This is a genomic window from Chloracidobacterium sp. D (genome assembly GCF_018304685.1).
In the GTDB taxonomy this organism is placed as follows: domain Bacteria; phylum Acidobacteriota; class Blastocatellia; order Chloracidobacteriales; family Chloracidobacteriaceae; genus Chloracidobacterium; species Chloracidobacterium thermophilum.
This window is the reverse complement of record NZ_CP072634.1, coordinates 868046-881980: the sequence shown is the minus strand read 5'-3', so window position 1 is coordinate 881980 and position 13935 is coordinate 868046. Positions and strand designations below refer to the sequence as shown.

The 13935-nt window shown below is 62.9% G+C and carries 13 protein-coding genes; 6 read left to right on the top strand and 7 right to left on the bottom strand.

Features of this window, described 5'->3' with window-relative positions; all coding sequences use genetic code 11:
* Positions 1 to 81: 81 nt before the first annotated feature.
* Positions 82 to 939 (top strand): phenylalanine 4-monooxygenase, encoded by an 858-nt coding sequence (locus J8C01_RS03760; protein ID WP_211432437.1) that lies wholly within the window; start codon positions 82 to 84, stop codon positions 937 to 939.
* Between the two features lie 8 nt (positions 940 to 947).
* Here the strand turns inward: J8C01_RS03760 and J8C01_RS03755 are convergent, their stop codons facing one another.
* Together J8C01_RS03755 and J8C01_RS03750 are read right to left on the bottom strand one after the other, a co-directional pair.
* Positions 948 to 1574 carry a histidine phosphatase family protein gene (locus J8C01_RS03755; RefSeq protein WP_211432436.1) on the bottom strand — a complete coding sequence of 209 codons (627 nt, stop codon included), beginning with the start codon at positions 1572 to 1574 and terminating at the stop codon, positions 948 to 950.
* A gap of 13 nt (positions 1575 to 1587) precedes the next feature.
* A complete protein-coding gene (locus tag J8C01_RS03750; protein ID WP_211432435.1) occupies positions 1588 to 2070 on the bottom strand; it encodes an RNase H family protein in 483 nt (160 codons plus the stop codon).
* A 118-nt stretch (positions 2071 to 2188) separates the two neighbouring features.
* Here J8C01_RS03750 and galE point away from each other — a divergent pair, with 118 nt between their 5' ends.
* Entirely contained in the window at positions 2189 to 3181 is a 993-nt protein-coding gene (gene galE, locus J8C01_RS03745) for a UDP-glucose 4-epimerase GalE (RefSeq protein ID WP_211432434.1), read from the top strand.
* Positions 3182 to 3193: 12 nt separating this feature from the next.
* On the opposite strand, the gene thiE is transcribed toward galE, so the two are convergent.
* A complete protein-coding gene (gene thiE / locus J8C01_RS03740) occupies positions 3194 to 3826 on the bottom strand; it encodes a thiamine phosphate synthase (RefSeq protein WP_211432433.1) in 633 nt (210 codons plus the stop codon).
* 117 nt (positions 3827 to 3943) lie between these two features.
* Here thiE and bchI point away from each other — a divergent pair, with 117 nt between their 5' ends.
* Entirely contained in the window at positions 3944 to 5116 is a 1173-nt protein-coding gene (gene bchI, locus J8C01_RS03735; RefSeq protein ID WP_211432432.1) for a magnesium chelatase ATPase subunit I, read from the top strand.
* A gap of 13 nt (positions 5117 to 5129) precedes the next feature.
* A complete protein-coding gene (locus tag J8C01_RS03730) occupies positions 5130 to 5984 on the top strand; it encodes a 5'-nucleotidase, lipoprotein e(P4) family (protein ID WP_211432431.1) in 855 nt (284 codons plus the stop codon).
* 48 nt (positions 5985 to 6032) lie between these two features.
* On the opposite strand, the gene J8C01_RS15550 is transcribed toward J8C01_RS03730, so the two are convergent.
* From J8C01_RS15550 to J8C01_RS03710, 4 genes are all read right to left on the bottom strand, one after another.
* Entirely contained in the window at positions 6033 to 7640 is a 1608-nt protein-coding gene (locus tag J8C01_RS15550; protein ID WP_211432430.1) for a collagen-like protein, read from the bottom strand.
* A gap of 151 nt (positions 7641 to 7791) precedes the next feature.
* The gene (locus J8C01_RS03720) at positions 7792 to 9972 is read right to left on the bottom strand and encodes a molybdopterin oxidoreductase family protein (RefSeq protein ID WP_211432429.1); all 2181 of its coding nucleotides are present in this window, start codon (positions 9970 to 9972) and stop codon (positions 7792 to 7794) included.
* 24 nt (positions 9973 to 9996) lie between these two features.
* Positions 9997 to 10869, bottom strand: coding sequence for a CoA transferase (locus tag J8C01_RS03715; protein WP_211432428.1), 873 nt, complete (start codon positions 10867 to 10869; stop codon positions 9997 to 9999).
* Positions 10870 to 10896: 27 nt separating this feature from the next.
* Positions 10897 to 11298, bottom strand: coding sequence for a response regulator (locus J8C01_RS03710; protein WP_211432427.1), 402 nt, complete (start codon positions 11296 to 11298; stop codon positions 10897 to 10899).
* Positions 11299 to 11777: 479 nt separating this feature from the next.
* Between J8C01_RS03710 and J8C01_RS03705 the strand changes: the two genes are divergently transcribed.
* Positions 11778 to 12275 (top strand): hypothetical protein, encoded by a 498-nt coding sequence (locus J8C01_RS03705; protein ID WP_211422831.1) that lies wholly within the window; start codon positions 11778 to 11780, stop codon positions 12273 to 12275.
* A 5-nt stretch (positions 12276 to 12280) separates the two neighbouring features.
* Positions 12281 to 13867, top strand: a complete 1587-nt coding sequence (locus J8C01_RS03700; RefSeq protein ID WP_211432426.1) for an HD-GYP domain-containing protein — start codon at positions 12281 to 12283, stop codon at positions 13865 to 13867.
* Positions 13868 to 13935 lie beyond the last annotated feature (68 nt).

The window sequence follows — 13935 nt, the reverse complement described above, 5'->3', positions numbered from 1 at the left end:
GGCCGTTGGTCTGGCCCGGCCGATCCACTAACTTCGGGTCAGCGTCCCCAAGTCGCACATCCTGTCAGGAGGAGAGCTGTTATGTCTGCCGCGGTAGCCCTTCGACCCCTTCCCCAAAAGCTCTCCACGGAAGTCGTCTTCAAAGCCAAGCCATCGCCACCCATTGCGCCCAGCCCATCGCCTGAAGGCACCATTGGCCGCGACATCCAACCGCCAATCTATGCGCCGATTCAGCACGAGACGTGGCGCATGCTCTACGACCGCCAGTTGGCCGCCATTCAGGGACGGGTGTGCGAGGAGTATCTCATCGGGCGTGAAAAGCTCCAGTATGAACGGGAACGGGTGCCACGGCTGGCGGATTTGAGCGAACGCCTCCGCGCCTGCACCGGATGGCAGTGCATTCGGGTGGAAGGCTACGTTCCAGAAGCGACGTTTTTCCTGCTGCTGGCCCAGAAGCTCTTTCCCTGCACGGACTTCCTGCGCCATCCAACCGAACTCGAATACACGCCGGCGCCCGACATGTTCCACGATCTGATGGGGCACCTGCCGATGATTACCAACCCGCGTTTTGCTTCGTTTTTCCGCAAATTTGGCGAGGCCGGAATTAACGCGCGGGACGAAGCCGATACGGTCAGGCTGGGACGGATTTACTGGTACACAGTCGAATTCGGTCTCATCAACCCCACGGCGCATGCCGGCGCTGACCGCGATCCACGGCTGACGAAAATCTACGGGGCCGGTATCAGCTCCTCCGTGGGGGAAATCGAACACGCCCTCTCCGACCGGGTCAGGAAAATTCCCTTCGACATCGAGCGCATAACGGAAACGCCGGTCGAAATCCACCACATGCAGGAAGAACTCTTCGAGATTGCTTCCTTCGATGAACTCGAACAATCCTTTGAAGCCTGGGCAACCGCCCAGGGCCTGATGCCAGCCTGACCAAATGCTCAAAGCGGGACGGGTGTCCAGTCCGTCCCGCCATACGGCAACTGTTCAAGCTGCCAGTTCCCCGTCGGGGTTGTCCGGGTACACCGAAAGACATCCCCGTAGGCAATCCTGATGCTGAGTGTCGCCTGTGGGTCACAACCGGTCATCCACTGAAGCAGTGCGCGAATTGTGCCGCTGTGGATGACGAGAAGCGTGGTTCTGTCCTGCCAGTCGTGCAGCCAGGACGTGACCCACGGGATGACCCGCGCCTGTACATCGGCAAAGCACTCGCCTTCGGGAAAGCGTACCGTGGCTGGCGTGGCGACCCACTCCCGTGCCGTCGCCGGGTAGCGGGCTTCGACCTCGGCGAACGTCAATCCTTCAATGGCCCCGAAATGGATTTCCCGCAGGGCCGGGTCGGTTTGCACCGGCAGACCGCGCGGCCGGGCAAAGTAGTCGGCACTGGTGATTGCCCGTGTAAAGTCGCTCGCAGCAACAGCGGCCAGCGTCACCCGGCGCAGTCTGGCGGCACATCGGGCCATTTGCCGGTGTCCTTCGGGATGCAGCGGAACATCCCGCCAGCCATAACACCGTTGTTCGGGGTTGTCGGTTTTGCCATGGCGCAAAAGCAACAGACGGGTCGCCATCTCGGTTGCCAGCTCAGGCCGAAGACGCTGACGGCAGGGACGCCAGCAGGCGATTCAGGAAGGCGTCATCCCGGCCGCGATGTTCGGCTGTATGGCGAGCCGCCTGGTCACAGGCTTCCTGCTCCGGGTGGCCGGCGTGGCCCTGCGTCCACTGCCAGGTGACTTCATGCGCGGCCGCAGCGCGGTCGAGCCGCTCCCACAGCGCGTGGTTGGCCCGCCGCCGGAAGCGGCCGTTCATCGTCTCAACGACATAGCGCGAATCCGTCACAACGGCCGCCCGGCAGGGCCGCCGCAGCGCCTCCAGCCCGATGCAGGCTGCGACGATTTCCGCCTGTTGATTCGTGGCCGGGCCGAGATACTCGACGACAAACTTGCGCGTCAGCCCCTTCTGCCCCCGATGTTCGAGCAGCGCGGCAGCGGCGGCCGAGGCCGTGTCACGTCCGTTGCCGAGACTCGAACCATCACACACGATGCGTACTTCCGGTAGCGTTGTCATAACCTTCATGCGCACGGTAACTTGTCGTTCCTGACACGGCCCGGCAAGATAGCCAGCAGTCTGTCGGGTGACAACCTCTGCAGGAAAGCATCACACTGCCTGACCCTTTAGCTTCCCTATGACGATTCTCGTAACCGGCGGTGCCGGGTATATCGGCAGCGTCACCGTGGAACACTTGCAGCGGGCCAAACGTCCGGTGGCCATCCTGGACAACCTTTCGCGCGGCCACCGGGCGGCCGTTCCGGCAGCCGTGCCGCTCTACGTCGGCAACATCGGTGACCGCGACCTGGTTCGCCGGGTCATCCGGGAACAGAACATCACGGCGTGCATCCACTTTGCGGCGCTGGCGCTGGTCCCGGAGTCAGTTGCCAACCCGGCGCGCTACTACGACAACAACGTTGGCCAGTGCCAGATACTGCTGGACACGCTCCTGGAAGCTGGCATCCGGCGCTTTGTTTTTTCCTCGACCTGTGCCACGTACGGCCTGCCGCAATCCATCCCGATGACCGAAAGCCATCCGCAGCAGCCCATCACGCCCTACGGCTGGTCGAAGCTGTTTGTGGAACGCATTCTGGCCGATTATGACCGGGCTTATGGCCTGCGGTTTGTGGCCCTGCGGTACTTCAACGCCGCCGGCGCAACAGTCATCCACGGCGAAGACCACGAACCGGAAACCCATCTCATTCCCAATGTGTTGCGGGTTGCCGGCGGGCGGGCCGAAGCCGTTGAAGTGTATGGCAACGACTATCCGACACCCGATGGCACGGCCATCCGCGACTACATCCACGTCAGCGATCTGGCCGCTGCCCACATTGCCGCCCTTGACGCTTTAGCGGATGGTCAACCTTCAGCCTTTCTCAACCTTGGTACTGGACGGGGACACTCCGTGCTGGAAGTGATTGAAACGGCCCGGCGCGTCACCGGCCACGCCATTCCGACCCGCATCCGCACCCGGCGGCCCGGCGACCCGCCGCAGCTCGTGGCCGATCCACACGCCGCCCAGGACTACCTGTGCTGGCGGTCGGCACAATCGGATTTGGAAGACATCATCCGCTCGGCCTGGCAGTGGCACAGCCGCCACCCGGACGGCTATCCCAAAGAAACCGCCTGATAGCCGACGCCATCAGCGCGCCAGGGCAAGCAGTGCGGCCATCCGTCCGGCAATGTCATCCGGCTGGGTGTAGAGCGCCGAAATCAGGGCGACGGCATCGGCCCCGGCCGCCCGGACAGAGGCCACCTGGTCAGCAGTGATACCACCAATCGCCACAAGGGGCTTTGTGGTGACGGCGCGTACCGCCCGGACACCTTCCAGCCCAACCACCGGATCGGGCCGCTCCTTGGTTCGGGTCTCGAAAACCGGCCCGATTGCCAGGTAATCCACGGGCAGGCGGTCAGCGGCTCTTGCTTGGGCGACGTTGTGCGTCGAGTAGCCGATGATGGCCGTCGGCCCCAGAATGGCGCGGGCTGCCACCGGATCGAGATCGTCCTGTCCGAGATGAATACCATCGGCCGCCGCAGCCCGGGCCACATCCACCCGGTCATTGACAATCACCCGGACGCCATGCGGACGGGCCAGCTCCATAACGGCACAGACCGCCTCGTAGAGCGTTCGGGCAGCGGCCTGCTTGTCCCGAATCTGCACCATGGTTGCACCGCCGGCGATGAGCGCTTCGACCACCGTCCGAAGGGAAAGCCCAACCTGCGGCGAAGTAATGGGATAGACCGGCGGCAACGTCCAGGACAACACAGCGTTCATTTTCGTCCGGGGAAGGCTGTACCAACTCAGGCTGCTCAATATCTCGCTTTTCGCCTTGCTTTCAAGGTATGTTCGAGACAGCAACCCTCGATTCCATCTGCAACTGATACGCACTCAATGGCTTCATCATCCACATCTGCGGCGTCTGCGACGCGCGCCGGCACCTCGCAAACCGCTAGGGCCACCAACGTCAAAACCACGCGCAAAACCAGAAAAGGGACTTCATCCGATGCCACCGCGCCCCAGTCGCTGGCGGATGCCCAGCCGGTGTTTCCCTTCACGGCCATTCTGGGGCAGGAAGAAATGAAGCGGGCGTTGCTGCTGAATGCCGTCAACCCCAACATTCGGGGCATTCTGGTGCTGGGCCACCGGGGCACGGCCAAATCCACGTCCATCCGCGCACTGGCCGATGTCCTGCCGCCAATCGAATTCGTCGCCGAATGTCCCTACCGCTGCCCTCCCGACAAACCGGCCGGGTTGTGTGACACCTGCCGCAATGCCAAACCACGTGCCAAGCTGCCGACGATGGTTGGGCGGGTTCCGGTGGTGGACCTGCCGCTGGGCGCAACTGAAGACCGTCTGTGCGGCACACTCGACATCGAACGGGCCCTCAGCCAGGGGCAGAAAGCCTTTGAGCCAGGGCTGCTGGCCAAGGCCAATCGCGGCTTTCTCTACATTGACGAAGTCAATCTGCTCGAAGACCACCTCGTGGATGTCCTGCTCGACTCCGCCGCCGGCGGCATCAACATCGTTGAGCGGGAAGGCATTTCGATTGCCCATCCGGCCAGGTTCACGCTCATCGGCTCCGGCAACCCGGAAGAAGGTGAGTTGCGCCCGCAGCTTCTTGACCGTTTTGGCCTTATGGCCGAAATCCGCACGATTACCGACATTGACACGCGCATTGCCATCGTCAAACGGCGACTGGCTTTTGAGCGCGATCCCATCGGGTTTCGCGCCGAGTATGAACCAGCCCAGCAGGCCCTCCGTACGCGCCTGGTTCAGGCGCGCGACCGGCTGGATACGCTGGACGTACCCGATGACATCCTGCGCTTCATTGCCCGGCTCTGCGTGGCGCTCGATGTGGACGGCCACCGGGGCGAAATCACCCTGCTGAATGCCGCTCTGGCAAATGCGGCATTTGAAGGCCGCGCCCACGTCACGCGCGATGACATCCGGGCGGTGGCGACGCTCTCCCTCCGTCACCGGCTGCGCAAGGACCCGCTGGACCGCACGGATGGTGGCGAGAAAATCCGGTGGGCGCTCGAAAAACTCGAAAAAGAATCGCAGTAGGGAGCAAGGATTTATGGCACGTCTGAAGCCGACGGCCCACACCGGCATCACCCTCACAGTGGGATTGCTGTTGGGTCTGGGTCTGGGTTCAACCGGCACCGCCGTGTGGGGACAGCGGGAAGTGGCACCGCGCGTCAACCCACAGGAACGGACACTCGACGCCAACCTGTTTATGCAAACCTCAGCGGAGTATGTCGCCTGTTGTTTGCAAACCTACGCTTGGGCCAGCGAACGGCTGCGCCAGCGCCTCGCGGCACTCGCGCCCTCGGAACGGCCGCCGGCCGTCATCCTCGATCTCGATGAAACCGTTCTGGACAACGCCGGATTCCAGTCGTTTCTTGACCGCGAAAGCAAGTCCTACGAAAAAGCCCTCTGGGACCGCTGGGAGCGGGATTTTCCTACAGAAACACGCCTTGTTCCCGGCGCCAAAGGCTTCATTGAAGAAGCCGAACGCGCCGGCGTGACGGTGGTGTACATCTCCAACCGCACCAACTACGAAGCAACCGTAGCAGCCCTGCGCCACAACGGGTTGTCGGTAGAAGGTATCGCCGACCGCCTTCTGTTGCGTACGGATACGGCCGACAAAACCGCCCGCCGCAAGGCCGTTGAGGAACGATACCGCGTCCTGCTCTACATCGGTGACAACCTGCGTGACTTTTCGGAAATCTTCGTCACGCCCGAACTCGCGCCCGACGCGACGGACGACGCCCGGCGGCAGGCGCTGGCAAAGCGCCGGATGGCGGTTGAGCAACATGCTTACCGGTTCGGAACGGACTGGTTCATTCTGCCAAATCCCGTGTATGGCGAGTGGCAGGTTCCGCTGGGCCGCGAACCACGGCGTTTTCTGCGCCCCACAGAGATGCGTTGACCGGCGCGGCTGGCAACCGCATCGCGCATCACAGGTACTTGGTTTGGCTTACCTTTCGGTGGCGGGCGTAGCACTGCTGCCCGATGGCTGTCCGTCAGCCAACATGGTTACGCCGAGAAGCTGCCACGTCCGACCGCCATCAGTGGAAACGTAGTAGCAAAACTTGAAATCCTTATCGTCGGATACGCTGTTACTGCCACTATACTCTGCTCGTGCAACACCAAGGGTACTGCCGGGAGCCCCATGTTCACCAGGTTCACCATACTTTCCGTGCTGACCGTAATTCCCGTGGCCCGGAAACTCCGGGTATTTCTTATCTTTCCTGACAGAACAAAGAGCGCTGTCGTGTCCCGGTCTGGCACCTGGGTGCCCTGCCGAACCCAGATGTCCAGCATGACCTAAATTTCCACCATAGCCTCCTCTGCCGGGAACACTGTACATTCTGATCTTGGCGAGGCCGCAGTAGGTCACGGTAATATCACCGCCGTTGCCACCATTGCCCCCCTTACCACCTTTCCCAGCGTTACCACCATTACCACCCCTCCCAGCCGCCCCGACATTCCCACCACAGCCGCCGCGTCCATACTGATAGTTACAACTGGCGCCATCTCCGCCCCGTCCACCGTTGCCACCGCGCCCACCACGCCCGCCATCACCACCTCTGCCACCGCTACCGCCATCACCACCCCGTGCAGTAAAAATGTAGTCAGTCGTATCATTGGCAGGAATATCACATGTGATAGAAGGCGCAGTCTCTCCATCCCTGCCCGGTTGTCCGTCACTCCCATGCTCTCCATCGCCCCCGCGCTGACCGGCCTCTCCGGGCCGCCCATCTATCGTATCGGCACTGTCACAGGTTCCATCCGCTCCATCGGCCCCATTTGCCCCATCCGCTCCATTCGCACCGTGCTTCCCATCCGCCCCATCGGCCCCCGGCAGTTCATCACAGTTCGGCGGACACTTCCCTTTCCGCACCATTTCCCGCCATTCATCCCGCCCAAAACCCTTCACAACTATCATCACACGCCCTGCCTGCGCACCCATGAACCGGGGCGGCTCTGCCTGAAACAGGTAAATGTGATGTGACCCCTCGAACACCACCTCCCGTCCTTCAACCACCATCTGCCGCGCAACAATCACCAAATTCCCCGTTGCCTCGACCCGCTCCGGCACCACCACCGTGTCTCCCATCCACACCCCCTGCGCCTGCCCGCCCAGCCGCTGCACCGCCCGGAACAAAGCCTCCCGCTCCAACTGCGCCCGCAGCCGTGGATACCACTCCCCACCCAGCAGCAGGTATGGATTAAAGCCAATGCCGCTCCGCCGCAGCAAAGCCGCCCCAGCCCGGAACGCCAGCGCCTGCCGCGTCAACACCCGCCACGCCAGCACCATGCCGTACTCCGGCGATTTTTTCAGAAAGTCTTTCACCTCTTCTGCCGTCGGCGGCCGGTCAATGTCGTCAACCCGCCGCAAAACAACGATCTCCAACGGCTCAGGGGAAGCTGCCGACTTCGCGGAAGCCCCAGCTTCCTGCCCGGCACTCCCGCCAAGCACCGGCGACTGCGCCGGCACACGCATCACCCCCACCGGCGTGGCAACCACCAGCAGCCACACCAACCCCAGACACCACCAGCGACGGCAGGCAAAAGACATCATCACAACCTTGCCTTGGAAAAGCACTCAGGATACTGCAAGCCTACAGGACTTTTTTTTCGCGTCAACCGTGCGTACGGGTTCTCACGTGACCGCCTGGAGAAAAGCAGCCTGACCGGCCACCGGAAGGCAGGGACTGGTTCAAACCTGTGGTTCAGGCCGGGCGCGACACAGCTTTCCCGGCGACAGGGGCAAGGCGTACCGGCACGCCGCTGAGGGCGGCGTTTCCGCTGACTTCATCCACCAGTTGCTCATCGGTGATGTCGTTGATGCTGACGCCGGGATAGCGCCGGGCAACGTCGAGCTGGACGCCGGGACGGTCATGCCCCCAACCGTGCGGCAGGCTGACCACACCGGGCATAACCTCATCGGAAACTTCTGCTGGGGCAATGATTTCCCCAACACGGCTGATAACCCTCACCATCTGCCCCGATGTAATGCCATACTGCCGGGCGTCATCAGGATGCACCAGCAGTGTGCAGCGGGCTTTGCCGCGTACCAGCCGTTCACTGTTGTGCATCCACGAGTTGTTGCTGCGAAGCTGACGCCGGCCGATCAGCAGCAGGGTGCCATTGGCAGCGGGGGGCATCGGCTGGGACTGAAGCTGCGCCTGAAGACGCGGCACATCCTGCGTCAACATCTCCGGCACCAGGGCGATGCGCCTGTTTTTTGTCCAGAGCCGTCCGGGCAGCGCCGGCCGGAGCGGCCCCAGATCAATGCCGTGCGGAGCCGCCTTGACTTTCGCCAGTGTCAGGCCGTCGCCGAACAGCCCCGTTCCATAGGGGCCGAAACGAAACGCCAAATCCAGCATGCCATCGAGACCCAGCCCCAACCGGACACCCCGCCGCAGTTGCGCCCGGATGGCTTCCAGTGGTGTCCGGCTGGCGAGGCGCGTTTCGAGTTCGAGAAAAATCTGCCAGTCGTGGCGCGTATCGTCCGCCGGAGCAAACACGGCCGGCGAGTATTTGACCGTATTGCGAACGGCCAGATGATGAAAAATCGCCGCGTAGTTTTCGTGCTCCAGCGAACCCGTCGGCGGCAGGATGATGTGCGCGTGGCGGGTCGTCTCGTTGATGTAGATGTCCACCGCCGCCATGAACTCCAGCGTGGCCAGCGCCGCATCGAGTTGCCGACCGTTGGGCGTCGAAAGGACGGGATTGCCGGCAATCGTCACCAGAGCGCGGATTTGCCCCTTGCCCGGCGTCAGGATTTCTTCGGCCAGCGCCGCCACGGGCAGTTCACCGGCAAACTCCGGCAGGCCGCGGACACGACTTTTCCACGCTCCCAGATGCCCGGCCGTGAACCGCTCCAGCGGGTCAAGCGCCGCTTTGGGAAACATGGCTCCGCCTTCCCGGTCAAGGTTGCCGGTGACGATGTTCAGCGCGTTGACAAGCCACTGGGCGCTTGTCCCGAAGGTCTGGATGGAAAGCCCGACGCGGCCGTAGCACACGGCCGCCGACGCGGTGGCAAACTCGCGGGCCAGCGTCTCAATGGTTTCAGCAGCAATGCCGGTGAGCGGCGCCACGCGCGCCGGCGGGAAATCACGCACGATGGCCGCCAGCGTTTCGACGCCATCGGTAAATGCCGCCAGCCGCCCCAGCCGAACGCGCCCTTCGGCAAACAGGACGTGCAGCATGGCAAGCAGCAGGTAGGCATCCGTTCCCGGCCGGATGAAAAGATGCTGGTCGGCAAGTTCGGCCGTTTCCGTCCGGCGCGGGTCCACAACGACCACCCTGCCGCCACGGGCGCGCAACGCCTGTAACCGCCGCGACATGCCGGGCGCGGTCATGAGGCTGCCGTTCGAGACCACCGGATTCGCCCCCATGATGAGAAAAAACTGCGTCCGCTCCACGTCCGGCACGGGCAAAAGCAGTCCGTGGCCGAACATGGCGTGGGCCGCGACCATGTGCGGCAACTGGTCAACTGAACTGGCGGAGTAGATGTTCCTGGTCTTCAGCGTCCGCACAAAGGACGGGAACGAAATCACCGTGCCGAAGTTGTGCACGGCCGGATTGCCCTGGTAGGTCGCCACGGCGTTGTTGCCGTAGCGTTCCTGGATGTCGCGCAGACGCCCCGCCACTTCATCGAAGGCTGCTTCCCAAGTGATCCGCTCCCAGTTGCCGCCACGGGTACGGCGAACGGGATGCCGCAGCCGGTTGGGATCGGTGTGCAGGTCCTGCAGGGCAACCCCTTTCGGGCAGATATACCCCTGGCTGAAAGGGTCCTGCCGGTCGCCTTCGATGCGCACGATGTTGTTGCCGCGGACGGTGATTTCGAGACCGCACATGGCCTCGCACAGGTTGCACGTCCGGTAATGCTGCCGTTCAGTCGCCATGGGTTCAGCTCCGGGGTATGGGCGTCAGCGCACTTCGCGCCAGGGAATGGTGCTCGGTGGCGGAACGTAGGGTTGCACCTTGCGGGCGGGAAAACCGTGGGTCAGCGCCAGGGCTTCCCATTCGTCCGCCGTCCGTTCGGCAAGCAGGGTTCTGATTTCGACGTACACCGGATTGCTTTCAATAGCCGGCGAGAACGCCGAAGCCTTCCAGTCTTCGCGTCCGACGGCAGCGCAGAAGCGTTGCCAGAAATGCGGCTCCAGCAGCCCCAGCGCCAACTGCCCCTCGCGGGTCGGATAGATACCGTAGCAGACGATGCTTCCATCAAGCTTGACGGGCGGCGGATAGGCCAGCCCGGCTGCCGCTTCGGACAAATACACCTCATAGAAGCCGCCGCCCTTGCGCAGCCCGTCCAGCGCTGCGATGACCGCCCAGTAGGCCCCGGCCCCGTCCGCAATTTGCAGGTACTTCCAGCCGTCGCCAAAGCGGGGGATGAAACCGCCGCCCGCGAGATAGGTCAGATCATGGCCCGGCGCTTCGTACAGGGCCGCTTCGCGGTAGCTGGCAATCCGTACGTAGGTCAGCTTTGGGTTGATGGCGCGCAGTGTTTCCGGCCCGACGCCCAGACGCTCCATGACACCCGGACGGTTCATTTCCAGCAGGATGGCCGCTTCGGCGGCGAGTGCCTTGAGTTGCCCGACGCCATCGGGGGTTTTCAGATCAAGGGTGATTGTCTGCTTTCCGGCTGCCAGCCAGTTGTAAAGCTGTGGTGACAGCGCCTGCGTCAGGTCGCCAGCCGGCGGCAGCAGACGTACGACTTCAAAGCCAAGGTCCGCAAGCATCCGCCCGGCCAGCGGGCCGGGCAGAAGGCGGCACAGATCGAGTACCTTCTGTGACATGCGAGATGTGTTTACCCGTCATCAGGTTCAGAGTTGTGTGCGCCCAGCATAGTCCTGATTGCCGGGCGGTTGGAAGAGCCGGCGGGCTAAAGTCAGCAATTCTGACACCTCAAAGGGTTTCTGAAGGAAGACAGCGCCTTCCGGGCAGCGGCCCGCAATCTGATGGTGGGAGCGGAGCGTCCCCGAAAGCCCAACCATGGGCAGGGTTGGGTAACGTTGGCGAATCCGCCACATCAGTTCGAGGCCGCTCATGCGGGGCATGTCGAAGTCCGTGATGACGCCATCCAGGGCGCTCAGCGAGCGCAGCTTCTCCAGGGCCGATGGGCCATCCGTCGCCGTGACAACCGTAAACTCGTCCTGTAGGATGTCATTGAGCAACTCCAAAACGAGTTCATCATCATCCACGAGCAGCAAAACGGGCATTTTCATAGGCCTTCTCTTGCAGGCAGGCTTATCCAGGCAAAGGGGGGGGTTGCCCAAACCGCCAATGTAAAATTGGTTCAAAAATGATACCGGCAGGTTACCGCTTGGACGTTGAAGGTGACAATAAAGAAACACAACTTTTTTCCATTTACCAACGTCTTTTGGTCAGACGTTTGCTAATCCGTGGTGGAAAACAGCACCCAGCGTTGCCGGGCGCACAGTCAGCACCGTCCCGTTGCCATCATCATCGCGGAATCATTTGACGGCATTTGCCCCATCCATTACAGCCGAGACCGTGGAGGTCAGCGCGGGACGCGGCACCACGGCGTCCCCGAAATTCCAGACTTGTTCTGCTGAGGTTGAACGTCATGGCGGAAGTCCAGCCGTTGCGAGTTAAGTCGGTTTCCCTTGCTGTACGGTGCGAGATTTGTCACCAGAGCGATTGCTATGATCCGGTCACAAACACCTGTAGCCGCTGTCAGGACGTGCTGCATCTGGTTGCGCCGCCAAAGCCGCTCCGGCAGCCGACGTTTGATTCCCTCGAACATTTCTGGACGATGCTGCTGGCCGGCAGCCGCGTCGGTGCGGTAAGCAGTCTGGTGATGGTTGCCCTGTATCTGGTCTGGCGACAGCTTGGCTTTCCCGATGCCCATCCGATCCGCAACGGGGCGATGTTTGCCGAAATCGGGTTTCTCATCGGAACCTTTGCCGGTGTGCTCCGCCACGGCGGCCACGCGGAGACGCCCCGGATTGCCGCCCACAATGCCGCACTGGGCTTCATTTTCGGAGGTATCCTGACAGGTCTGCTCTATCTGCTCCGCTTTGCCGCGCCCGATCTCGACGGGATGGACTTTCTGCGGTTTCTGGCGTTCTGCACCTTTGGGGGGCTGGTCTTTGCCTTGGGCGGCGGCTTTATCGGCGCGGTTCTCAGCGTACTCATCCCGGTTGATCATCCATTGCGTCGGCGGCCTACGCCGTTTTGAGCGCAATGTCCAAACAGGCTTCCGCGCCGGACACCTGGGCTGCCCGTCTTGCCGAGTACGAAGCTGAAAGTACCCGACTTGATCTTGTCGAAGGCTACACGGCGCCCCACGCCCTTCGTCTGGCGGCCGTTGCGGACAAACTCGCGGTTGCCTTTGGGTTTTCCGAGCGTGGCCGCCGTGACCTGCGCATCGCGGCGCTGTTGCACGACATCGGCGAAAGCCAGCTTGACCTGCCTTTTCTGACGGCTTCCCGGCCCCTGACCTTTGGGGAACGGCAGATGCTGTGGCGGCATCCCGTCGTTGGCGAGCGGGTGATGTATGACCGCAACCTTCCTGAAGCCATTGGCCTGCTGGTTCGCTGGCACCACGAAAACTGGGACGGGTCCGGGTACCCGGACGGCCTCCGGGGCGAGCAGATTCCGCTGGCGGCGCGCCTGTTACGCCTGGCTGACGTGTGGTGCGCGCTGACGCAGGACCGCCCGTTCCGCAGTGCCTATCAGGAAACGGAAGCTCTGGCGCACCTGCGCGCTATGGCCGGGACGGCGCTTGACCCAACGGTGACGGCCTGCTGGCTGGCCGACCCAACAACGGACCATAACCCGTCCGGCAGTGGTGTTGTGGGTATCTCTGGGCTGATGCCCTGGACAGTCTCCCAAAGCCCCCTGCACCAGGCGCCTTTGCTCGGTTTTGAGGTGGCGGCCCTGCAGAAAGAACCGTTCCACTCCATTGCCCTGCCCTTTGGCGGCGATGGCAGCCTGGGCTGGCGGCTCAAGCTGCTTGGCAAACAGGTGTTGACCAATGATCCGCGTCAGGCAGAGACCTGCCGGGCCATTGCCACCGTTGAAAACAACGGCTATGTGCTTACGGCCAGCCAGGTGGATGCCTGGCTGGGGGCGGCGCGCGATGCCGCCCAGGAGGACGCAACGCCCATCAATCCCGCCTTGACGCGCTGGCTGCCGCTGCCCCACGTCCGGTGGCTGGCGGGATTGCGGCAGGCCGTCCTCCAGACGCCGGACCGTATCACGCAGGCGCTGGGGATGAGTCTGGGGCTATACCTTGGGGATTACTGGCTGGGCTTTGATGTGTCCGTCCGCCACCTGTGCCAAAGCCTGGAGGAAGCGGCCATCGAAGCCCTGCCACGGCTCAACCGTGCCGTGGACAACCGGCTGGCCAACCAGGCCACCTGCCTTCCGGCGCACGTGTTTGCCGTGCAGACGGCCGCCGATGTGGTGTATCTGCGCCTGCCGCCGCTTGCCCCTTACGACCACGTGACCGGACACCGGGATGGCTGGCGCGAAGTCTGGGTCAGCCATCACCCGGATGCACTTGGGTCGCTGACGCGGGCCCACGCCGGACGCTTTGGCGGCTGTCTCACCTCGCGCCGTGAATACCGCGCCGCGCTTCGTTCCCTGCTCCGGCGGCTTCCACATTTCCCCCGGTGGCTGATCGGCTTTGCCCATGAAGCCGAACCGCCGCGCGACCTGCTGGAAGAAATCAGCGCCTTTCGGCCCATCACCGAGGTGGCAACCAAGGCGGCCGGTGAGTGCGGCACCCTGGTGAATCAGTCCATCGTTTTCTGTAAGCCGGCTTGAAGCCGGAAAGCAGTGCCGTTCACCGTCAGCGCGGCAGGTAGCCCAAGCGAATAGCCACGCCCCAGGCG